The following is a 23,118-nucleotide window of genomic DNA, read 5'->3' on the forward strand; positions in this document are numbered from 1 at the left end:
GGATAAAATCGAGGAGATGAAGACGATTTGCTGGTTCTGTCATAAAAAGGCCAGCATGAATTTGCATTATGTAAATGGCAAGCCGGTGTATGAAGGCAATCAAGTTCAAATCGGTGGCAATGAAGCCTACTACCCGGTTTGTCGCCATCATTATTTCCACCCTGAAATTTAAGAGAAGGCCTTGTGCCGATTTTTGAAAGGAGTACTCATGTACGATCAATTACAAGCTATTGAAGACCGCTATGAAGAATTAGGAGAACTGCTCAGTGACCCGGAAGTGATTGCCGACACCAAGCGTTTAATGGAATTAACCAAAGAAGAAGCCAACACTAGAGAAACGGTGGCGGTATATCGTCGTTATAAAAAGACGGTTCAAAGCATTGCTGACGCTGAAGAAATGCTCTCAGAAAACTTAGACCCTGAGATGACGGAGTTAGCTAAAGAAGAGTTGGTAGATGCTAAAAAAGAAAAAGAAGAACTAGAAGAACAAATCAAAATTTTATTGTTACCTAAAGATCCTAACGATGACAAAAACATCATTATGGAAATCCGGGGAGCTGCTGGCGGAGACGAGGCGGCGTTATTTGCCGGAGACCTCTTTAATATGTACCAAAAATATGCCGAATCCCAAGGTTGGAAAACCGAAGTCCTTGATTCTAACGTCACCGGTATCGGTGGCTTTAAAGAAGTAGTTATGATGATTACGGGAGACAATGTCTTTTCTAAATTGAAATACGAATCGGGTGCTCATCGGGTCCAAAGGGTGCCATCTACGGAATCCCAAGGACGGATTCACACTTCTACGGCTACTGTAGTGGTGATGCCAGAAGCGGAAGAAGTGGAAATCGACATTGAAGACAAAGACATTCGTACGGATATTTACCATGCTTCTGGTGCCGGTGGACAGCACGTCAATAAGACTGCCTCTGCGGTACGTTTAACTCACTTACCTACAGGGATTGTGGTAGCGATGCAAGATGAGCGTTCCCAGTTGAAAAACCGGGAAAAAGCTATGAAAGTTTTACGAGCTCGAGTGTATGATCATATTAGTCAGGCGGCCCAAAGTGAATACGATGCGAATCGGAAATCGGCGGTAGGAACTGGGGATCGTTCGGAACGAATTCGGACTTACAACTTCCCGCAAAACCGAGTGACGGATCACCGGATTGGCTTAACCATTCAAAAATTAGACCAGATTTTAGCCGGGAAGTTAGATGAAATCATCGATGCCTTGGTGATTTACGACCAAACGGAAAAATTAGCGGAGATGCAAAATGGCTGATGTCAGTTACCGAGAAGCGCTTTTAAGGGCTTCTTCTTTGCTAGCGAAAAAAGGTCTGGAAGCAGAAAGTATCTTGTATGTCTTTTTACGACGAAAGCAATGGAGTACAACCCAGTGGCTTTTACATTTTCAAGAAGCGATACCAGCGGCAGACCAAGAGCAGTTAGCGACGGATGTTAGCGCCTTGCTAGATTTTGTGCCTCCTCAATATCTCTTAGGCTATGAAGAATTTTGTGGTCATCGGTTTAACGTTACCAAAGCAACTCTGATTCCTCGACCGGAAACAGAAGAGCTGGTGATGGCAGCAATTGAGAGTTTTTCTCCTGAAGAAAAGATTCAAGTGGTGGATATTGGCACCGGAACTGGAGCGATTGGCTTATCGGTAAAATTAGCCCGGCCTAATTGGCAAGTGGCGGTGACGGATTTATCAGAGTCTGCCTTGAAGATCGCACAAGAAAATGCTGAAAACCTGCAAGCTGAAGTGGATTTTTATCAAGGTGATACCTTGGAGCCTGTAGCAGATCTCACCATTGACTTACTTTTATCCAATCCTCCTTATATTAGCGAATCAGAATGGGAGTTAATGGATGAAAGTGTGCGGCGTTTTGAGCCGAAGTTGGCATTGTTTGCCAAAGAAGATGGCCTAGCGATTTACCGCAAACTAGCCCAACAAGCCTATGAGCTATTGAGTGAACGGGGTCAGATTTTTCTAGAAATCGGGTTTGCCCAAGGTCCAGCAGTTCAAGGGCTATTTCAAGAAGCTTTCCCGAAAAAAGAAGTGACAATTATAAAAGATATGGCTGGATGTGATCGCATCATCCACGTGAAATAATCAGGTGGGAAAGTTGTCCACTAGCTGTGTATAAAAAAATTTTTATTTTGTTTCACAAAAGCTAACGTAGTTCTAGCAAGGTGTTCCACAAAAATTAAGTTATCAACATGCTTATCCACACTTGACAAAGGAGTTATCCACAAAATGTGCATAACTAGGATGAAATTGTTGATAAACTCGTGATTTTTCAAAAAGAGGATGTGTATAAACTGTGGAAACAATTCTATACGAAGCAGAGCAGATTCCAGTTGCAGCCAAAGTGATTAAAGACGGTGGTTTGGTAGCCTTTCCTACTGAAACCGTTTATGGACTAGGGGCAAACGCGCTTTTGCCTGAGGCGGTAAAAGAAGTCTATGCTGCCAAAGGACGGCCTTCTGATAATCCTTTAATCGTCCATGTGGCCGGCTTTGAACAAGTAAAAGAGTATGTGGACAACTTTCATCCATTGACCGAAAAAATCGTAGCGAAATACTGGCCAGGCCCGTTAACGTTGATTTTTTCCATTAAAAAAGGGAGTTTACCGGAAGTAGTTACCGGAGGCTTATCCACAGCTGCTTTTCGAATGCCAGATCAAGAGTTGACTTTACGTTTAATCAAAACAGCGGGAGTGCCTTTGGTAGGGCCTAGTGCTAATACTTCTGGGAAACCGAGTCCCACCACTGCTGAACATGTTTATCATGATTTAGCGGGGAAAATTGCTGGGATTTTAGATGGGGGAGCGACTAAAATCGGGGTAGAATCCACGGTTTTGGATGTAAGTGATCCTAGTCAGCCACCGATGATTTTGCGTCCCGGTGCAGTGACCCAAGAAGATTTGGCATCCTTTTTAGAAAGTCCGGTATTGGTAGACGGTCATTTAGTCTCTGCTAGTGAAACGCCAAAAGCTCCGGGGATGAAATACAAGCATTATGCCCCTGATACAGAAGTTTTAATGGTGCGGGAAAAGGACTGGCCTGCCGCTTTGGAGTGGGTACAAAAACAACACAAAAAAGCAGGCGTAATTGCAGGACCGGAAATTGCCGAAAAAATGCGTTATCAAACCGCAGCCGTCTTCATGCTGCCGGAAGATACCGTAGCTGCCGGGGCTAAAAGTCTCTTTGCCGGTCTGAGAGCTCTGGATAATCCCCAGCTAGCTTTAGAGGTTATCTTGGTGGAAACGTTTGACAACCAAGGATTAGGGGCGGCCTACATGAATCGCTTGAGCAAGGCGAGCGGTGGCCGTTTTTTTGAAGCGGGAATGAAATGAGTCTCATTAGCCTTCCCATTTTTAGACTTTGTTATTTGTAAGAGAAAATCAAAATAATTAGAAATTTTCAGTAAACACTTTTTCGCTTTTGTGTTACAATGCCTGTAACCAAAATAGAAGGGGTGTTTTTTTCATGACTTACCGTGAATTTGATCCAGACTTATGGGAAGCAATTGATCAAGAGTTAAATCGCCAACGCAATAATTTGGAGCTGATTGCCTCCGAAAACATCGTTTCAGCAGGGGTCATGGCTGCACAAGGCAGTGTTTTGACCAATAAATATGCAGAAGGTTATCCAGGTCGTCGTTATTACGGCGGTTGTGAATTTATTGATATAGTAGAAAACTTAGCCATTGATCGGGCAAAAGAATTGTTTGGGGCAAAATACGTTAATGTCCAACCTCATTCGGGCTCTCAAGCCAATACGGCGGCTTATTTGGCTTTGATTGAAGCTGGAGACACAGTATTAGGCATGGACTTATCGGCTGGAGGACATTTAACTCATGGTTCACCGGTCAATTTCTCTGGTAAAACCTATAACTTTGTCAGCTACGGGGTAGATCCCTCTACTGAAGTAATTGATTACAATGTAGTGCGCATTTTAGCTCGTCAACATCAACCAAAGCTTATCGTGGCAGGAGCCAGTGCTTATTCCCGCACCATTGATTTTGCTAAATTCCGGGAAATCGCTGATGAAGTAGGGGCTAAATTAATGGTAGATATGGCTCATATTGCGGGGCTTGTAGCAGCAGGACTGCATCCATCCCCAGTTCCTTATGCAGACATTACCACTACCACCACCCATAAAACCTTACGGGGACCCCGAGGCGGGATGGTCTTAACCAATGACGAAGAATTGGCCAAAAAGATCAATTCTGCGGTCTTTCCAGGGATTCAAGGAGGACCGTTGGAGCATGTGATTGCGGCTAAAGCAGTTAGTTTTAAAGAAGCACTTGATCCAAGCTTTAAAGAATACGGGGAGCAAGTGATTAAAAATGCCCAAGCCATGGCGAGAGTCTTTAACCAAGCACCAGAAGCTCGTTTAGTCTCTGGGGCCACAGATAATCATTTATTGTTGATTGATGTGCGTGGGTTTGAATTAAATGGGAAAGAAGCAGAAGCCATTTTGGATTCAGTGAATATTACTGCTAATAAAAACTCAATTCCTTTTGAAACATTGAGTCCGTTTAAAACTAGTGGGATTCGCGTGGGCACACCGGCTATTACCAGCCGTGGCTTTAAAGAAGAAGATGCTAGTGAAGTGGCAAAACTAGTGGTGAAAGCGTTGCGGGAACATGACAATGAGGCTAGTCTTGCAGAAGTCGCTGAAAGTGTCAATGCATTAGTGGAAAAATATCCTCTTTATCCCGAACTATAAAAAACATTCATAGTTCAAGACATAGACGGCTGTTTTAAATTGGAGTAGACTATAGAATAACGAAAAGCTCACGTCTCGTGGGCTTTTTTGGTAGAAAAGTGTATCTTTGGCTTAATTAAAGCTTTAGCAAAGGGGGCGTTGGAAATGATTCGTTTTCAACAAGTAACAAAACAATACGGCAACAAAACAGCTTTAAAGGATTTGAACTTAGAAATTAAAACCGGGGAAATTTTTGGTTTCTTGGGCCATAATGGGGCGGGAAAATCCACCACCATTAAAAGTTTGGTGAGTGTCATTGAACCTACTAGTGGCACTATTTTTGTGGATGGTCAATCCTTAACGGAGAATCGGTTAGCCATTAAAAAAAGAATCGGTTATGTACCGGATACACCAGATATGTTTTTAGCATTAACGGCAGGGGAATATTGGGACTTAATCGCTGCGGCTTATGAGATGACTTCAGCAGATAAAGCCCGGCGCTTAAGCGAGCTGGGGGATTTATTTGATATGAATCATCACCATGAAGAGACTTTAAGTAGTTTTTCCCATGGGATGCGACAAAAAGCCATTTTAATTGGGGCATTGTTACCCGATCCGGATATTTGGATTTTGGATGAGCCGATGACCGGCTTAGACCCGCAAGCTAGTTATGATTTAAAAGAAATGATGAAACAACACGCAGCTCGAGGCAAGACGGTGATTTTTTCGACTCACGTTTTGGATACAGCCCAACAACTTTGTGATGAATTGGCAATTTTAAAAGCTGGCGAGCTGATTTACAACGGGACAACCGATGATTTACTGGCCACTTCACCAGGGGAATCTTTAGAAGCTATTTACTTAAAGATGGCGGGACGAAAGGCAGATCATGAGTTAGTGGCTGACTTGGAGGAAAGCGCCCATGAATAGAAAGAAATTGTGGCAGCTGTTTTCCGTTTCTTTACGCTATGCGTCACCTCAAGTAACCGAAAAAGCACGGAAAAAAGGCTATTCCAGTAAAAAGATGAATCGCTACTTAATCAGCCAGTTCCTTTGGGTAGCGGTACTTTTCTTGGTTCTCTATGGCGGCATGATGCTAACGGTGAACTTTAGTCAGATGCCCGGCTTTTTCACCATGTATTTAGGCCTATTTGCAATTTTGGCGATTACTCAAGGAATTTCAGTCATTTACAATATTTTCTTTGAAAGTCGCGATTTACCCGCTTATTTGCCACTACCTTTTAGTCAAGGTGAGATTTTTATTGCCAAAATTTTGGTGGTTATGCTAAATGTAGTGCCTTATTGCTTACCGCTCTTGGCCTTGTTTATCATTACCGGCATTCAATCGAGGGTCTTTTTACCACTGGCGATTGTCTTAGGTTTTGTGGCTTTCTTGTTTTTAACCGGTTCGTTATTGTTTATTGGCGCTTTAATCGTTTTGGGTTTAACTCGAACCAAGGTTTTTCAACAACATAAAAAAGCGGCGATTACAGCCTTAATGATGATTTCAACTGTAGGTGCAGTGGCAGGTGTGATGTTATTACAAGGCTCTGGGGCTGCTACTTTAGTGGCAGATCGAACAGCATTACCCTTCTTTTTGCCTATTTATTGGGTGTTAAAGCAACCGGCGACTGTGTTAGGTCTAGTGGGCTGGCTTCTAGTAATAGGTGTATTTGCTTTCTTGGCCTTTGTGATTCAAAAAGGCTTTTTACCAAAGCTTTACGAGCAGTTAACAGAAATTTCTAGCAGTAACCAAGTGACTCGTCGACGCCGTAAATTGAATCGTAATTTTAGCCAACAGTTGCGTAGTTACAATTTGCAGTTGTTGAAAGAACCCAACTTATTGATGCAGGTCTTGTCTTCTTCGGTGCTGATGCCGGTAATCATTTTGATTTCTATGGGGTTTAACCTGATGGGGGAAGTAAGCAATCTTCCAGATAAATTTGTAGGGGTAGCTTTTGTATTGGGCATCTTTTTATCTTATTTAATGACCAATCAAAATTCTTTTGTGGCCAATTTGATTTCTTTAGATGGCCCAAATTATGAGTTTATTTTAAGTTTGCCTATTGAGAAAAAAGCTTATTTAAAACAGAAGTTTTTGATTGGCTGGGGAATTCAAACACTTCTTGTGACTATTATGATTTTAGTGGCAGGTATAATCATCGTTTCTCAACCTTTATTGATTTTCGGCAGTCTCTTAGGAGGAATTTTTGGTAGTTTGATTTTCAGCTTATTCTTTTTTGCCCGGGATTATCGCTTGTTAATGACAAATTGGACCAATATTACCCAACTTTTTAGTCGGGGCGGTGGATCGATAGTCTTAGCGATGGGAATTTTTGGCGGAATGCTTGTGGGTGGGATTTTAATCACCGTCTATGCCATGGCGGTGAATGCTTTTGACTTTGCACCGTTGAATTTATTTGTTTTAGGAGGCGTGTTGCTGATAGGTTGCGGTATCATCCTCTACTTTAAGACCCAATTTTGGAATAAATTGGATACTTTAAGCTGGCGTAGACGGATTGCGCTAGGAAAGAAAGCAGTGAAAGATTAGAAGCTGTTAAAGAAAAGCCACCTTATTCATTCCACAGTTGTCGGATTGGAAAACTTGCATTACAATATAGGAAAAACTAAAGGAGCTACTCATGGGAAAATTCCAAGTTATTGATCATCCATTGATCCAACACAAACTAACCATTATCCGGGACAAAAATACCGGAACGAAAGTCTTTCGCGAGGTGGTCAACGAAATCGCCATGTTGATGGCTTATGAAGTATCACGAGACATGCCTTTAGAAGATATTGAAATCGAAACACCGATCGAAAAAACCGTCCAAAAAACTTTATCTGGTAAAAAAGTTGCCATCGTACCGATCTTACGTGCTGGTATTGGCATGGTGGATGGCATTTTAGAATTAATTCCGGCGGCTAAAGTTGGCCATATCGGTTTATTCCGAGATGAAGAAACACTAGAACCTCACGAATATTTCTTCAAAATGCCAGAAGATATCGCTTCTCGTCAATTATTTGTGGTTGACCCAATGTTGGCGACTGGTGGTTCTGCTATTATGGCCATTGACTCTTTGAAACAACGGGGCGCATCAAATATTAAATTTGTCTGCCTTGTCGCTGCACCTGAGGGCGTAAAAGCCTTACAAGAAGCTCATCCAGACATTGACATTTACACGGCCGCTTTAGACGAACGTTTAAATGAACATGGTTATATCGAACCAGGTCTAGGGGACGCCGGCGACCGTTTGTTTGGGACAAAATAAGTTGTAGCTTCTCAGGAGATTTCCTGAGAAGCTTTTTTAGTAGAAAGACAGTGAAAACTGGCATACTTATCATAAAAGAATCAATAGGAAAGGAGTCCTGTATGAAATTGACTGTACGAAAACGACAAGTAGGGGAAATTCCGCTACTTGAAGTAGTTCCCCAAGAACAAATTCATGATCGGCTGCCTTTGGTGATTTATTACCATGGTTGGCAAACTAGAAAAGAGTTGGTCTTAACCCAAGGGCGTAAGCTGGCGGCTAAAGGCATCCGGGTGATTTTGCCAGATGCTGACAATCATGGAGAACGGCTACGACCAGTTTCACCGATTGTCTCGCAAACTTTTTGGAGTAGCATTTACAGTAATCTTTTTGAATTTGAGTATTTGCTGGAATATTTTCAGAAGTTGAATTTGGTGACGGATAAAATCGGTGTGGGAGGAGTTTCAATGGGAGGAATGACCACCTGTGGGCTGTTGACACAGCATCCGGAAATCACCGCGGCCGCTTGTATTATGGGTACGCCTAGTCCGACTGCTTATAGGGAGTATATGCTGAAACGGGCAACTAAAGAGCAAGTGAAACTTCCTAAAGATTTCCAGAAACTCTTGTCTTGGGTGGAAAGCTATGATTTAAGCTTACATCCGGAAACGCTACACAATCGACCTTTGTATTTTTGGCACGGCCGTCAAGATGAAAAGATTCCCTTTGAAGACGTAGCCGATTTTGTGGCAAAACACCCAAAACTGCGGCTAACTTTCGTAAATGAAGATGCTAATCATCTAGTGCAAGTATCAACCATGGAAGCTGTGGCGGAATTTTTTGCCCAACAATTACGCAACTAAAAAACATATTAAAAAGGACCGCCTCAAAAATAAGAGGCGATCCTTTTTAGTATGCCGGCTATAGGACTTGAACCTACGACCTACGCGTTACGAGTGCGTTGCTCTACCAACTGAGCTAAGCCGGCCTAACGAATAAGATTATAGAGAAAAAAATAGTGTTTGTAAAGTCAGAGCAAGTAAAAAGTAGCCGGATTTGAAAAAGACCCGAGTAAAGTGTCGGTTACAAGACTTTACTCGAGGAAATAGAAGGGGTGAAATGCTACCTTATTGTTGCCAAGCAGCTAGATTTTTTTTGACAAATTCACGATAAGTACGAGCTTTTTTGCCCATGACCTCTTCAAAGACGTTGGTTACCGTTTTGGCACCACCAAAGCGAGTCATTAAGTAAAGCATCCCCATAACGGAAACATATTTTTTATCTAATCCTCGAACTTCTCGCCAATATTTATTGGCAAAGGCCGGCTGAGGATTGGCATAAGTAATCTTACGGCCTAATTCTTCTGACATGATTTCGGCCACTTCATGATAATTCAGCGCTTTAGGACCAGTAATCGAGTAGGCGGTATTTTGATGTTTTTCCGGTTCAGATAATACTTTAGCGGTCAATTCTCCAATATCTTCGGCATCAATAAAACTAGTCACCACATTTTTAACAGGGATTACAATGCGATCGAAGTGTTTGATTTCAAAGGCGTGAACACCCGTCACATTTTGCATAAAGAAGCTAGGACGAATATGGCAATAAGGCAGACCCGCAGCTTCAATGTATTTTTCAATTTTATGATGAGGTGGCACGGGATTTTTTTCCACACCCAATAAAGATAAGAAACTCACCAAACGAATCTGTCCACTGGCTTTAAGGGCTTCTACAAAGGGTTTTAAATCTTCCGGCTTGCCAAGATGAGGCGGGCGCATGATGAAAATACGATCTACTCCTTGTAAAGCAGCTTCAAAAGTATTGGCATCCGTAAAGTCAAAATAGCGGTTGGTAGTGTTTACTGGGTATTTTTGTTCTAAAGCAGCTAGGCTAATATCTGCGCAAACTACGTCTTCACCATTTTTTAAAAGGTATTCGGCTACATAGCTGCCCACATTGCCTAATGCCCCTGTTACCATAATTTTACTCATTTTCTTTCTCCAATAAGAGTGTATTTGCTTCTGCTAATAAGTGCAGCATATCTTGAAATTTCTTTTCGCCCATGCCACTAAGTAAACGACGCATATCTTTAAAATATTCATCATAAACTTCTTCGGTTAATGCTTTGGTACTAGCCGTAGGGGTTAAGGTGTAGCTTCTGCGATCATGTTCTGAAGGTGTTTTTGTTAAGTAACCAGTGGCACTTAACTGCTTGACCATCCCTGCAATCATCGGCTTGGATACTTTGAAATAATTTGCGGCCATAATAGGTGTCACAGGCGTCTCTGATTTTACGGTATAAATCAAAAGGCCGATTTCACTAGGGCGCAATGGCAAATTCTTTTTCATGTGGACCGATAGTCGGCAAAATAAGGAGATAATATTGGCCCCTTCCACAATTAGTGGCTGTTTCATAAAAGCTCCTTTCAAAAAAATAGTTAAGTTGCTTAATCACAATGTAGTTAATTAACTTAACTTTGTCAAGGAGGAATCATCAAAAATAAAGGTATCGGTTTTCTTAAGATTGAAAGAACTCTATTATTTTTGAAACGTAACTTCTGAAAATTTTCACAAAGTGTGCTATAATAGGATACATGAAGGGGGTTATTTACTTTGGCTACATTTGGAAAGTTTGATGCAACAATCGTCCCGTCGGATATCGGTCAGAAGTTTAAGCCAGAAACCCATGTGAAATTTTTAGTCTTTGGTAAACCTCAAACCGGTACGATTACTAAGCAATTGCAAAATTCAGCTGTCGTTGAACTGGATGAGACTCCTGAAAATCAGAGTTTGATGATTCAATACAACGGTGTATTGATTATCAATTATAAAAAGCTTCAAAAATTGTAAAGATAGACAATTGGATTTATTATTGGCAGCTCTGGTCATTTGATTGGAGCTGCTTTTTGCTTGTCATCCTTTAGTTCTTTCTTAAGATTTTTAAGGATTGCCGGTAAGGAGACTTTCTTTTCTCTAGTAAACCCACTATAATGAGTGGATGAGTGTAACTTTACAGAAAAGAGTGGAAATATGGAGCAAAGACTCTCTCGAAAAGATAACCAATATCTGAGTAGCAATCGGATCGATTACGGTGTGATTCTGCCAGTTTTTTTATTATGTTTAGTGGGACTGACCTCCCTATACACCGCTTTAAGCCATGATCCTAATAATCCGTCGGTGGTTCGGGGCCTGTTGATGCAAGGTCTTTGGTATGCCTTAGGGACCGTGGCGATTGTCTTAATTATGCAAATAAAATCCAAATGGCTCTGGCGATTGACTCCTTATATCTATGGTGCTGGTTTGGTAGTCATGTTGGCTTTACTGAAGTTTTATGATAAGTCCTTAGCGGCCACCACAGGTTCGCGAAACTGGTTTCGGGTTACGGGTAATCTGACCTTCCAGCCGGCGGAATTAATGAAAATTGCTTATATTATGATGCTGGCTTTAGTGGTGACGGCTCATAATGTGAAGTACAAGCGCCGTAGCTTAACCACAGATTTTCAATTGATTGGCAAGATGTTGGCAGTGACTTTGCCTGTCATCGCACTAGTTCTGGCTCAAAAAGATTTCGGGACAATGTTAGTGTTCCTAGCCATTTTTGGTGGTGTTTTCTTAATGTCCGGCATTTCTTGGCGGATTATTATTCCGGTCATGGCTATCGGGGTGATTTTAGCCGGTACCGTTTTGTTTTTGGTTATTTCGGATACGGGGCGGGATATTTTGAGCCATGTAGGTTTCCAAGAATACCAGTTTAAACGAATTGACTCTTGGTTAGATCCTTTCCACGATATTCAAGGCGATTCCATGCAACAAGCTTATGGGATGATGGCCATTGGTTCGGGAGAATTGTTTGGCAAAGGCTTTAATGTCTCAGATGTCTACGTGCCGGTGCGGGAGTCAGATATGATTTTCACAGTAATTGGGGAAAATTTCGGCTTTGTGGGTAGTGCCTTTGTAATTTTATTGTATTTCTTGTTGATTTACCAAATGATTAAAGTCTGCTATGACACCAATAATGAGTTTTATACTTACATTTCTTCGGGAATCATCATGATGATTCTCTTCCATGTTTTTGAAAATATTGGGGCCAATATCGGGCTCTTGCCTTTGACGGGGATTCCATTGCCTTTAATTAGTCAAGGTGGTTCTTCCATCTTAAGTAATATGATTGGAATTGGCTTGATTTTATCTATGCCGTATCAAGCCGGAGCACCTAAAGAATAATGCACTGATTGCTCTGAGAAAGAAGGGATTTTATGTACACTTTATATTGGTATCCAAAATGTAGTACTTGTAAAAAAGCGAAGACCTGGCTGGAAGAGCATCAGGTGGACTTTGAAACTTACGACATGATTCAAACGCCCCCTGATGCCAAGACGATTGCACATTGGTTTGAAACTAGCGATCTGCCCTTGCGACGTTTTTTCAATACTAGTGGGCAAAAATATCGAGAACTCGGGTTAAAAGATCAAGTTCCTCACTTGACAAGTGAAGAAGCAAGTGTTTTATTGTCATCAGATGGAATGTTAATTAAACGGCCCCTTTTGGTTAAAGAGAATCAAGTGGTGGCAATAGGTTTTAAAGAAACTGATTATAAAGGAGTATTTGAATAACTCATGGAAAAAAAATGTTTGAAACGAAAAGATAATTTGTGGATTTTATTTAATGGAAAAGAATACGTGGTTGGCTTAACCAAAGCTGCTCAAGAAGAACTTGGAGCTGTGACTTTTGCTAATTTGCCAACAGTAGGCAAAGAAATAAAAGCTGGCGAACCTTTAATCGAAGTAGAAGCTGAAAAAGCTGTGCAAGAGTTTCAAGCGCCACTAACTGGTGTGATTTCTTCGGTAAATGATAAAATTGTTGAAGATATCAATATTTTAAATGATGAAGATGAAATGAACGCTTGGTTGGTTTCTTTTAAAGATGTGACAGCAGCGGATTTTGAAGCGTTGTAAACCATTAAGTAAGCAGTACACCTAGTCCTAGTTTCGCTAAATTTTTTAGCGAAACTAGGACTATTTTTACATTCGTTTATAAAAGTATCATTTTTCAGAAAGTTTTCGATTGACACCACCAGTCTTGCTTGCTATAATCACTTCAACAACAGCATAGTAATTGAACGCTTTGAAAAGAAGAGTACATGTCCGATTCGTTTGACAGAGAGCCTCCTTAGCTGAAACGAGGTAACGATTGAAGAGATGGAAGATGGTCTTTGAGCAGATTAAGTGAGCCTTGGCAAGCTTAATACGGGAACGCCCGTTACAGCGTCCAGGTATGCGAATTTTTTCAAGTACCGATGGAGGTCATTATCGCGAGGTAATGGCGAATAAAGGTGGTAACACGAAGTCTAGTAGGCCTCGTCCTTTGTATGAGTGAACTCATATGAAGGACGAGGCTTTTTTGTGTCTTACAATTAAGAGAAAAGAGGCAGTAAGATGGCATTAATTGAATTAAACCAGGTCAACAAGACCTTTACCGTAAAAAAACAACCGATTCAAGCGGTGCAAAATGTTTCGCTTACCATAGAAAAAGGCGATATTTACGGGATTGTCGGGTATTCCGGCGCCGGGAAAAGTACATTGGTTCGTTTGCTAAACGGTTTAGAAATTGCAAGCTCCGGCTCCGTGGTAGTGGATGGGGAAAATGTGGAGTGCTTAAAGCCCAAAGAATTGCGAGCATTTCGTAAAAATATCGGCATGATTTTCCAACATTTTAATCTGCTTTGGTCCCGCACTGTTTCAGAAAATATCCAATTGCCATTGGAATTAGCGGGAATGAAGAAAAACGAACGGCAGCAAAAAGCGGCGGAATTAATTGAATTAGTCGGCTTGGAAGGTCGGGAAGACGCCTATCCTTCTCAATTATCCGGCGGACAAAAACAGCGAGTGGGCATTGCCCGAGCACTAGCCAATGACCCTAAATTATTACTCTGTGATGAAGCCACTAGTGCGTTGGATCCTCAAACGACAGATGAGGTTTTGGACTTGTTGTTAGATATTAACCAAAAGTTGAATTTAACCATTGTCTTGATCACCCACGAGATGAATGTGATTCGCAAAATTGCCAATAAAGTGGCAGTGATGGAACAAGGTCGGGTAGTAGAAGAAGGCAATGTAGCAGAAGTCTTCCGTCATCCAAAACAAGGAGTCACCAAACGCTTTGTCCAACAAGACTTAAATCCGGAAGAAGATTTACGGGAGGTTTTAGGCGAGTTTATCGAAGCCAATCCTCATGGTACCTTTATGACTTTGAGTTTTGCGGAAGACAATGCCAATGAGCCAATTATCTCCCAAGCCATTCGCAAGTTTGACGTGGATATTAATGTGGTGTCGGGGAAAGTCCAGACTACTAAAGAGGCGGCTTTTGGGTCTTTAACGGTAATGATTACAGGAAAACCTGCAGCGATTGAAGAAGCAACGAAATTTTTCTTGGACCAAAAAGTAGGAGTGGAGGTAATAAAACGTGGATAAAAGTTTTGCAGAAACGTATTTAAATTTTGAGCGAGTCAATTGGGAGCGCATGAAAGAAGCTACTGTTGATACTTTATATATGACTGGCTTTTCTTTATTGGCCGTCTTAATTCTAGGCTTCTTACTAGGACTTTTACTTTACAGTTTGGGCAAGAAAAAAAGTTCTGCTTATCGCGTGCTTTACAATGTGGTGTCGGTGATTAGCAATATTTTCCGTTCCACTCCATTTATGATTTTAATGGTCTTGATTATGCCTTTTACAAAAGCCATTACGGGTACGATTATTGAACCAGTAGCAGCACTACCAGCTTTGATCTTATCGGCAGCACCTTTTTATGCTCGTATGGTAGAGATTGCCTTGCGAGAAATCTCCGGTGGGGTAATTGAAGCCGCTAATGCTATGGGAGCGAGCACGTGGCAAATTATTTACAAAGTTTTGATTCCGGAAAGTTTGCCAGCTTTGGTTTCTGGCTTTACAGTGACTGCTGTCTCCATGGTGGGTTTCACCGCTATGGCCGGAGCAATTGGTGCTGGAGGCTTAGGTTCTCTGGCTTGGTCGGAAGGCTTTCAATTAAACAATCAGACGGTGACGTTGATGGCTACAATTATTATTTTAATTATCGTCTTTATCATTCAAGGATTGGGTGATTTCTTAACCAATAAGTTAGACAAACGTTAGGTTCTTCACCGCAACTAGCGGTTTTGGATATAAAAAATATTGGAGGGGTAAGGAAATGAAGAAAATTTTTGGACTAGCAGCAACATTTTTATTGGTAGCAACGGGCTTAGCCGCTTGTGGTAGTGGGAGTGATACGACAACAAGTTCTGAAGACAGTAAAGAAAGCAGTACCTTAGTAGTGGGCGCTTCACCAAGTCCCCATGCAGAAATTTTAGAAGCCGCAAAACCTGTTTTGGAAAAAGAAGGCATCACATTAGAGGTTAAGACTTTCACCGATTATGTAATGCCCAATAAAGCCTTAGACGAAAAAGAATTGGATGCCAACTACTTCCAACACGTTCCTTACTTTGACAAACAAGTGGAAGAATACGGCTATGATTTTGCCAATGCCGGAGCAATTCACATTGAGCCAATGGGAATTTATTCTAAAAATATTAAGAGCCTTGATGATATTAAAGATGGCACTCAAGTGATTACGTCAAACTCAGCTTCTGACTGGGGCCGAATTTTGACCATTTTGGAAGAGGCAGATTTAATCACTTTGAAAGATGGGGTAGAAAAAACTACCGCCACATTTGATGATATTGCCGAAAATCCAAAGAATTTGGAATTCAAACACGACATTGATCCGGGCGTTTTGGTTCCCACTTATGAAAATGAAGGGGATGCATTAGTAGCTATCAATGCCAACTTTATTTTAAGTGCAGGGATGGTGCCTGCTGATGATTCACTTTTGATTGAAGATGATAACTCTCCTTACGCAAACATTATCGCTGTCCGTGCTGGAGACGAAGACAAAGCGAACATTAAAGCTTTAGTAAAAGCCTTGCACAGTGACGAAGTGAAAAAATTCGTGGACGAAAAATGGAATGGCGCTGTGAAAATTGTCGATGCCGAATAAAAAAATTAAATGATACCAAACAGGAAGCTTGGACCCGTTTATCTTGAGATAGACGGGTCCAAGCTTGTTTTCATAGCAATCAGTTTCATTGACTAACAGTTTGGAATTTAAATGAAAATCTTTAAGCAATTGTTGGCAGTGATTTATAGCAGCCAAAGAGTAAAATTAGTTTTCTAAAAAAAAGATAGTGTATAATAAATAAAAGAATTTTAGGAGGCTGACTATGGATTTTCCTCAAGCTGATTTTGACTATTATAAACGCACGGTAAGCATTATGTATCGCAAATATTTTACCAAACGGATTACCATCGCCTTAGTTGCAGCCGCAATTATTGGGATTTATACGTGGCTAGTAAAAGAGCACTTGTTGATTAATGGCTTGCTTTTAATAATTTTACTGGTGATTGCCGGCTATTACTGGCTACAAGCCCAGAAGTTTCCAGAAGTTTTTCAAGGACTTTTGGCTAAAAATCAACCGGAGGCCAAGATTGAAAGCGTAGTGGAAGACGAATATAGTTACAATATTTATGATGGTTCAGAATTCCTGACGCGCATTAACAAAGCTGGCGTACGTAATTTGCCTTCTCAAAATAAGCAATATACATTAATGGTGGGTTTTGATAAACGCTTCTTTGCCAAAGAACCTTTACAGATGGTTTATTACGATATGCTGGATTTGACCTATGAAGAGAAGTTCCGCTTAAGCCGCGGCGGTTATTCTGCTACTCCGCGATTTTTACGGCGTTTTACGTGGCGAAATTTAAAAGCCAGTGCGGGAAATGCAGTGAGTTTTATTCTAAGCAATCTCTTTTTTCTTTTTATTTTGTATCGTTTGATTCGCTATGTGATTGTCATGTTGCGAATGTTGTTTTAAACAGTCGGTGTAGGGACTGTGGCGGTGCAGCGGTTTTCAGCGGTTGTTTTTCAGAAAATCAACTGGATGAAATACCTTGACTTTTTTCAGAAAATCTAGTAAGTTTATTTGTAATATCGAGAATCTGTGATGGAAAGAGTAGACAGCAGGTGGCTTTTTAGAGAGAGGGATCTTGGCTGGAAATCCCTTAAAGTCCCAGTGTTGAAAGACATTCCGGAGATGAGCGCGTGCAAAGCCGCTTCCGTTTCGAGTACGTTACACTCTTGAGGAAAATCTGTTTTATCGTGCGGATTTTTAAAAACTTGGTGGTACCGCGTATGACTTTTCATCCGCCCTTGTGTTTATTCACAGGGGCGGATTTTTTGTTTTGAGGAAAACCGCCTGTAACCAAAACCAATCCAATGTGAGGAGAATGTAAGATGTATCAACGTCCAAAAGGTACCAATGATATTTTGCCGGGAGAATCCGATAAGTGGCAATTCATTGAAGAAACTGCCCGCCTTTTATTTAGAGATTACCAATACCAAGAAATACGAACCCCAATTTTTGAACACTATGAAGTGATTTCCCGCAGTGTGGGGGATACGACTGATATCGTCTCTAAGGAAATGTACGATTTTTACGATAAGGGAGATCGCCACGTGACTTTGCGTCCAGAAGGTACAGCCCCTGTGGTACGGGCCTTTGTGGAAAACAAACTTTATGGGCCAGAATATCCCAAACCATTTAAAGCTTTTTACATGGGACCAATGTTTCGCTACGAACGGCCACAAAAAGGGCGATTGCGTCAATTCCACCAAATTGGTGTGGAAGCGTTTGGTTCCAGCAATCCTGCTACCGACGTGGAATCTATGGCAATGGCTTTGGATTTCTTCAAACAATTGGGTGTACAAAAACTACGCCTTGTGATCAATTCATTAGGGGATAAAGAAACCCGTACTGCCTATCGCCAAGCGTTAATTGAATACTTGGAACCCCATTTTGAAGAACTGAGCGAAGATTCAAAACGCCGGTTACACGAAAATCCATTGCGGGTTTTGGATTCTAAAGACAAACGGGACAAGCAGTTTGTCGCCGAAGCTCCTTCGATTTTGGATTATTTAAGTGAAACAGCCAAAGTCCACTTTGAAGCGGTAAAAGAAATGCTGACGGCTTTAGCCATTCCTTTCGAAGTGGACAGCAATATGGTACGGGGATTGGACTATTACACTCACACGATTTTTGAAATCATGAGTGATGCACCAGGCATGGGCGCTCAAGCCACAATTTGTGCTGGAGGCCGTTATGATCACTTAGTGGCAGAGCTCGGCGGCGTGGATACTCCAGCCTTTGGATTTGCTATGGGGATTGAACGTATCTTATTGACACTAGAGTCAGAAGGCATCGTTTTGCCATCTTTAAATGAATTGGATGCTTATGTAGTGGGATTAGGGGAAGCTACGAATTTGGAAAGCTTGAAATTATTGCAAGCCATTCGCAATTTTGGCTTTTCCGCAGATCGAGACTTTATGAACCGCAAAGCGAAAGCCCAGTTTAAGTCAGCAGATAAAGCTGGGGCTAAGCTAGTATTAACCATTGGGGAAAATGAATTAGCAGAAGGCGTTGTGAATATTAAGGGCATGGCAACTCGCCAAGAACAGACTTTTGCTTTAAAGGATGTTTACACCCGTTTTGATGAAATTTACGACGAAATGACGATAGTTCTGTTTGATAAAGAATAAGGGGGAGTTTGGAAATGGCAAAACGTACGGTATATTGTGGACAAGTAGCACAAGCGCAATTGGATCAAGTAGTAACTTTAAAAGGTTGGGTACAAAAACGTCGAGACTTAGGAGGCGTGATCTTCATTGACCTTCGCGATCGAGAAGGCATCGTCCAAGTGGTCTTCAATCCGGAAAAATCCCGGGAAGCTTGGGAAATAGCGGATAAATGCCGTAGCGAATACGTGGTTGAAATCACTGGAGTAGTGGAAAATCGGGCACCAGAAGCGGTGAATCCCAAAATGACTACCGGAGCCTTTGAAATCATGGCGACAGACATTACGATTTTGAATCGGGCAAAAACACCACCTTTTGCCATTGAAGATGAACAAACCATCAGTGATGAAACCCGTTTGAAAAATCGGGCCTTGGATTTACGCCGTCCGAAAATGACTCAAAATTTGATTTTGCGTCATAAAACTACTCACGCCATTCGAGAATACTTGGATGCTTTAGGTTTCTTGGATATTGAAACACCTTATCTTGGCAAATCCACGCCAGAAGGAGCTCGGGATTATTTAGTACCGTCTCGGGTACACCCAGGACATTTTTACGCATTGCCTCAATCACCACAAATTTTTAAAGAGTTATTAATGGCTTCTGGCTTTGATCGTTATTATCAAATCGCCCGTTGTTTCCGGGATGAAGACTTACGTGGGGACCGTCAACCGGAATTCACTCAAGTAGATATGGAAATGAGCTTTATGTCCATGGAAGAAATTCAAGAAGTCACAGAAGGGTTACTGGAAAAAGTCATGAAAGATGTCTTAGGCATAGAAGTGACATTACCTTTCCCACGCATGACTTATGATGATGCCATGAACCAATACGGCTCTGACAAACCAGACACCCGCTTTGAAATGAAGTTAATCGACCTTTCTGAAGTAGTCAAAGACGTAGAATTTAAAGTTTTCCAAATGGCCTTGGATCAAGGTGGTGTGGTGAAAGCGTTAAATGCTAAAGGTGGCGCCAGCAAGTATTCCCGAAAAGATTTGGACAACTTAGGCAAATACGCTGGTCAATTTGGTGCCAAGGGCTTAGCTTGGTTGAAAGTGGAAGAAGAGGGGTTAAAAGGTCCGATTGCCAAGTTCTTTGGAGAAAAAGAAGCCGACATCATTGCAGCAACCAATGCTGAAGCGGGGGACTTGTTACTCTTTGGTGCTGATAATTACACTGTCGTTTCCGCAACATTAGGCGCAATCCGCACTCGTCTGGGCAAAGAATTAGGCTTAATTGACGAACCTCAGTTTAACTTCTTATGGGTTACCGATTGGCCACAATTTGAATGGAGCGAAGAAGAAGGGCGTTATGTTTCTGCTCACCATCCATTTACCATGCCAAAAGCGGAAGACATTGAACTTTTGCCTACTGCACCAGAAAAAGTTTATGCCGAAGCTTACGATATTGTCTTAAACGGTTACGAACTAGGTGGAGGTTCTCTAAGAATCCACGATCGCTCGTTACAAGAGCAAATGTTCCGTACTTTAGGTTTTTCTGATGAAGCAGCTCAAGAACAATTTGGCTTCTTGTTAGATGCGCTAGACTATGGTTTCCCACCACTAGGAGGCATTGCTTTAGGGCTAGATCGCTTGGTTATGCTCTTAGCAGGAGAAGACAATATTCGAGAAGTCATCGCTTTTCCGAAAAACGGCAAAGCGGCCGATCCAATGACAGAAGCTCCAAGTACCGTTTCCCCATTACAACTTTACGAGTTAAGTATCAATGTAACAGATATAGAAGAATAAAAAAGTATTACAAAGGACAACTTTTCAAGGGTTGTCCTTTTGTTTTTTCAGGTTTATTCGTATAATTGGATGTGGCTTCTCAAGTGCTGTTAAAAAGTGCCGGAGCTTTATGAAAATGAATGATTGAAACGAGGGACCGATTTCGTGAAAAAATGGTTTACGACACTACCTCATCATGACTATGCCCAGAAATTTTCTTTTTCCGTGGTATATGCCTTGTTAGCGTCGATTAGTGTGAATGTCTTTTATCAACCAGGAAAGATTTATTCTTCTGGGATTACCGGGATTGCCCAAATTTTACATACTTTATCGGACAATCTTTTTGGTTTGGAAGTTCCTGTTTCATTATGGCTTTTAGTATTGAATTTGCCCTTATTTATCTTTGGCTGGTTTGCCATCGGTCATAAATTTACTTTTTTTACGGGGATTACGGTAGCGTTGACCTCCCTTTTTATGCAAATTATGCCAGAAGAAGTCCTATCCACGGATCCGATTATTTGTGCGGTTTTCGGGGGTGCGGTAATGGGCGCTGGTATTGGCTATGCCTTAAGAAATGGCCTGTCTTCCGGCGGTTTGGATTTTTTGACTATTGCCATCCGTAAACGAACTGGGCGGACCATTGGCTCGATTTCGATCTTTTTTAATATTCTCATTATGGCGGCAGCAGGTCTCTTGTTTGGTTGGCAGTATGCCTTATACAGTGCCATTGCAATTTTTGTTTCCGGAAAAGTTACCGATGCAGTTTATACGAAGCAAAAGAAAATGCAAGTGATTGTCATTACTCGCCACCCGGACCACGTGATTCACAATGTACAAAAGAGTTTGCGCCGAGGGATTACCATTATTAATGAAGCAGAAGGAGCCTATAAGCACGACAAGCAAACTGTGCTACTAACTATCGTTACTCGTTATGAATTACCCATCTTGCGTCAGGCTATGAAAAGTGCCGATCCGAAAGCTTTCGTCAGCATTGCGGATAACGTGCAAATTCTCGGCCACTTTTACGAAGAAGAGCTTTAATTCGCTCTTTAGCGCAGCTTTTTAAAATTTACCGATACTAATAGAAAAGTTGGATTTGCTTATGGAGAAAAAACAGTTGAAAAAGCGCCGTTACATAACGGGTTTTGATGGAATAAGAACGCTCGCTGTCCTCGGGGTTATCTTGTATCACTTGATGCCAGAACGCATGCGGGGAGGTTATTTAGGGGTGCCGGTGTTCTTTGGCATTTCTGGTTATTTGATTACTGATCATTTACGTATGGAATGGGAAGAAAAAGGAAAAATCTCTTTAAAAGCCTTTTATAAGCGGCGTTTAAAACGGCTTTATCCGCCATTAGTCTTTTTTTTATTGATTACTACGGCTTATATCACTTTGTTTCAACGGAATCTTTTGAACAATTTAAAAGGGGCAGTGACCTCAGCACTCCTTTATTTCAATAACTGGTGGCAGATCAATCAAGGGCTTTCCTATTTTGAACGCTTCACCAATGAGAGTCCTTTTACTCATATTTGGTATCTTTCAGTGGAAGCCCAAAATTATTTGATTTGGCCCATTTTGTTTGTGATTTTAATGAAGGTCTTCAAAAAGCGGGGGAAGATTTTTCTAGTAATTTTTATTGCCAGTTTGGTCTCGGCTTTGTGGATGGGTATTGTCTTTACTCCCGGAGCGGATCCTACTCGGGTTTATTATGGAACAGATACCCGGATATTTTCCATTTGGTTAGGTAGTGCGGTGGCCTTTATCTGGCCGACTAATAAATTGCGCAGTCAGATTCCAGCCCAAGCAAAGAAAATGCTGAATGCGGTGGGGATTATCTGCCTTGTACTATTAATCGCAGCTTTCTTCTTCTTAGATGCCAAATATAGCTTCGTTTACCGTGGGGGGATGCTCTTAGTTAGCTTAGTGTCTGTTCTCTTAATTATGGTGGTGGCTCATCCTGGAGCGAGTTTGGACAAATGGCTGAGCAATCCGTTATTCACTTACATTGGCAAACGCAGCTATGGTATTTATTTGTACCAATATCCAGTGATGGTCTTCTATGAAGCAAAAGTAAAAAATATTGCAGATAATATTTGGCTTCACACGCTAATTGAAGTGATTTTAATCGTCTTGATTGCGGAAATCACCTATCACTTAATTGACAAACCATTGGGACGTTTTGATTATAAGAATACGTGGTCCACTGTGCGCAGCTGGTTTACCAAACCGATTATCAGTCGTCAAAAACCTTTGTTAATTCCCGGAATTTTATTAGTGGTCACCGCCTTAGTGGGCTTTATTATCGCGCCATCTAATCATGTGACCGCTCAACAAAAACAAATGCAAGAACAGATTTTACAAAATCAAAAAGTAGCAGAAGAATCTAAGAAAAATGCCAAGGCAAAAGAAAGCCAAGACTCCTCTGACAAAACGTCCAGTTCTGCGGAAAAAGAACGTTTGGCAGAAGTCGCTACTACGTATGGTTTAACAGAAGAAGAAGTAGCCAAGGCGGCTAAAATGTCCTTTACCGCTTTTGGGGATTCCGTCATGTTAGGAGCTGCCCAAGATATTAAAGACTTGTTTCCAGACGTGGTGGTAGATGCGGATGTGAATCGCCAAGTTTATACCAGTGGAGAGTTGATCAAGAAATTAGATGATGATAAGTTGTTAAAAGATCCTGTGATTATTGGCCTGGGAACCAACGGAGATTTCACAGAAGCTCAATTTAGTGAGTTTATGTC

The 23,118-nt window shown here is 41.4% G+C and carries 22 protein-coding genes, 1 tRNA gene, 1 pseudogene and 1 other annotated feature; of the genes and pseudogenes, 21 read left to right on the top strand and 3 right to left on the bottom strand.

Features of this window, described 5'->3' with window-relative positions:
• From AB5754_RS10130 to AB5754_RS10170, 9 genes and pseudogenes are all read left to right on the top strand, one after another.
• Positions 1 to 172 (top strand): annotated as a pseudogene (locus tag AB5754_RS10130) (thymidine kinase); the annotation flags it as partial.
• Between the two features lie 36 nt (positions 173 to 208).
• Positions 209 to 1,282 (top strand): peptide chain release factor 1, encoded by a 1,074-nt coding sequence (prfA, locus tag AB5754_RS10135; protein ID WP_368251162.1) that lies wholly within the window; start codon positions 209 to 211, stop codon positions 1,280 to 1,282.
• On the top strand, positions 1,275 to 2,114 hold the full coding sequence (gene prmC, locus AB5754_RS10140; protein WP_368251161.1) for a peptide chain release factor N(5)-glutamine methyltransferase: 840 nt from the start codon (positions 1,275 to 1,277) through the stop codon (positions 2,112 to 2,114). Before prfA ends, prmC begins: the two co-directional genes overlap by 8 nt.
• 211 nt (positions 2,115 to 2,325) lie before the next feature.
• On the top strand, positions 2,326 to 3,360 hold the full coding sequence (locus AB5754_RS10145) for an L-threonylcarbamoyladenylate synthase (protein WP_368251160.1): 1,035 nt from the start codon (positions 2,326 to 2,328) through the stop codon (positions 3,358 to 3,360).
• A gap of 133 nt (positions 3,361 to 3,493) precedes the next feature.
• A complete protein-coding gene (glyA, locus tag AB5754_RS10150) occupies positions 3,494 to 4,738 on the top strand; it encodes a serine hydroxymethyltransferase (protein WP_311832575.1) in 1,245 nt (414 codons plus the stop codon).
• A gap of 144 nt (positions 4,739 to 4,882) precedes the next feature.
• Positions 4,883 to 5,647 (top strand): ABC transporter ATP-binding protein, encoded by a 765-nt coding sequence (locus AB5754_RS10155; RefSeq protein ID WP_368251159.1) that lies wholly within the window; start codon positions 4,883 to 4,885, stop codon positions 5,645 to 5,647.
• Positions 5,640 to 7,268 (top strand): ABC transporter, encoded by a 1,629-nt coding sequence (locus AB5754_RS10160; protein ID WP_368251158.1) that lies wholly within the window; start codon positions 5,640 to 5,642, stop codon positions 7,266 to 7,268. Before AB5754_RS10155 ends, AB5754_RS10160 begins: the two co-directional genes overlap by 8 nt.
• 91 nt (positions 7,269 to 7,359) lie before the next feature.
• A complete protein-coding gene (upp, locus tag AB5754_RS10165; protein ID WP_311832578.1) occupies positions 7,360 to 7,989 on the top strand; it encodes a uracil phosphoribosyltransferase in 630 nt (209 codons plus the stop codon).
• Between the two features lie 101 nt (positions 7,990 to 8,090).
• Positions 8,091 to 8,831, top strand: a complete 741-nt coding sequence (locus AB5754_RS10170) for an alpha/beta fold hydrolase (RefSeq protein ID WP_368251157.1) — start codon at positions 8,091 to 8,093, stop codon at positions 8,829 to 8,831.
• A gap of 52 nt (positions 8,832 to 8,883) precedes the next feature.
• On the opposite strand, the gene AB5754_RS10175 is transcribed toward AB5754_RS10170, so the two are convergent.
• The 3 genes from AB5754_RS10175 to AB5754_RS10185 all read right to left on the bottom strand — a co-directional run bounded on the left by AB5754_RS10175 (position 8,884) and on the right by AB5754_RS10185 (position 10,383).
• A tRNA-Thr gene (locus tag AB5754_RS10175) sits at positions 8,884 to 8,956 on the bottom strand.
• 139 nt (positions 8,957 to 9,095) lie between these two features.
• Positions 9,096 to 9,959 carry an NmrA family NAD(P)-binding protein gene (locus tag AB5754_RS10180; RefSeq protein WP_368251156.1) on the bottom strand — a complete coding sequence of 288 codons (864 nt, stop codon included), beginning with the start codon at positions 9,957 to 9,959 and terminating at the stop codon, positions 9,096 to 9,098.
• Complete coding sequence (locus AB5754_RS10185; protein ID WP_368251155.1) at positions 9,952 to 10,383, bottom strand: MarR family winged helix-turn-helix transcriptional regulator; 432 nt, start codon at positions 10,381 to 10,383, stop codon at positions 9,952 to 9,954. Before AB5754_RS10185 ends, AB5754_RS10180 begins: the two co-directional genes overlap by 8 nt.
• A gap of 198 nt (positions 10,384 to 10,581) precedes the next feature.
• Here AB5754_RS10185 and AB5754_RS10190 point away from each other — a divergent pair, with 198 nt between their 5' ends.
• From AB5754_RS10190 to AB5754_RS10245, 12 genes are all read left to right on the top strand, one after another.
• Positions 10,582 to 10,818: a hypothetical protein gene (locus tag AB5754_RS10190; protein WP_311832582.1), complete on the top strand. Its 237-nt coding sequence runs from the start codon at positions 10,582 to 10,584 to the stop codon at positions 10,816 to 10,818.
• Between the two features lie 180 nt (positions 10,819 to 10,998).
• Positions 10,999 to 12,192 carry an FtsW/RodA/SpoVE family cell cycle protein gene (locus tag AB5754_RS10195; protein ID WP_368251154.1) on the top strand — a complete coding sequence of 398 codons (1,194 nt, stop codon included), beginning with the start codon at positions 10,999 to 11,001 and terminating at the stop codon, positions 12,190 to 12,192.
• 32 nt (positions 12,193 to 12,224) lie between these two features.
• Positions 12,225 to 12,581, top strand: a complete 357-nt coding sequence (locus AB5754_RS10200) for an arsenate reductase family protein (protein ID WP_311832584.1) — start codon at positions 12,225 to 12,227, stop codon at positions 12,579 to 12,581.
• A 3-nt stretch (positions 12,582 to 12,584) separates the two neighbouring features.
• Positions 12,585 to 12,923, top strand: coding sequence for a glycine cleavage system protein H (locus AB5754_RS10205; protein ID WP_368251153.1), 339 nt, complete (start codon positions 12,585 to 12,587; stop codon positions 12,921 to 12,923).
• Between the two features lie 160 nt (positions 12,924 to 13,083).
• Positions 13,084 to 13,336: a binding site (T-box leader), on the top strand.
• Positions 13,337 to 13,403: 67 nt separating this feature from the next.
• Entirely contained in the window at positions 13,404 to 14,438 is a 1,035-nt protein-coding gene (locus AB5754_RS10210) for a methionine ABC transporter ATP-binding protein (RefSeq protein ID WP_368251152.1), read from the top strand.
• On the top strand, positions 14,431 to 15,117 hold the full coding sequence (locus AB5754_RS10215) for a methionine ABC transporter permease (RefSeq protein ID WP_368251151.1): 687 nt from the start codon (positions 14,431 to 14,433) through the stop codon (positions 15,115 to 15,117). Before AB5754_RS10210 ends, AB5754_RS10215 begins: the two co-directional genes overlap by 8 nt.
• Before the next feature lie 55 nt (positions 15,118 to 15,172).
• A complete protein-coding gene (locus AB5754_RS10220; RefSeq protein WP_311832588.1) occupies positions 15,173 to 16,018 on the top strand; it encodes a MetQ/NlpA family ABC transporter substrate-binding protein in 846 nt (281 codons plus the stop codon).
• A gap of 223 nt (positions 16,019 to 16,241) precedes the next feature.
• Positions 16,242 to 16,892, top strand: coding sequence for a hypothetical protein (locus AB5754_RS10225; RefSeq protein ID WP_368251150.1), 651 nt, complete (start codon positions 16,242 to 16,244; stop codon positions 16,890 to 16,892).
• A gap of 419 nt (positions 16,893 to 17,311) precedes the next feature.
• Entirely contained in the window at positions 17,312 to 18,613 is a 1,302-nt protein-coding gene (gene hisS, locus AB5754_RS10230; protein ID WP_368251149.1) for a histidine--tRNA ligase, read from the top strand.
• Positions 18,614 to 18,627: 14 nt separating this feature from the next.
• Positions 18,628 to 20,397 carry an aspartate--tRNA ligase gene (aspS, locus tag AB5754_RS10235; protein ID WP_368251148.1) on the top strand — a complete coding sequence of 590 codons (1,770 nt, stop codon included), beginning with the start codon at positions 18,628 to 18,630 and terminating at the stop codon, positions 20,395 to 20,397.
• Between the two features lie 144 nt (positions 20,398 to 20,541).
• Entirely contained in the window at positions 20,542 to 21,417 is an 876-nt protein-coding gene (locus AB5754_RS10240) for a YitT family protein (protein ID WP_368251147.1), read from the top strand.
• A 61-nt stretch (positions 21,418 to 21,478) separates the two neighbouring features.
• Positions 21,479 to 23,118: acyltransferase family protein (locus tag AB5754_RS10245; protein WP_368259574.1), on the top strand; the 1,640-nt coding region annotated here is incomplete at its 3' end.

The organism is Enterococcus sp. 2201sp1_2201st1_C11_2201SCRN_220225 (assembly GCF_040925905.1).
Lineage (GTDB): Bacteria > Bacillota > Bacilli > Lactobacillales > Enterococcaceae > Enterococcus_C > Enterococcus_C asini_A.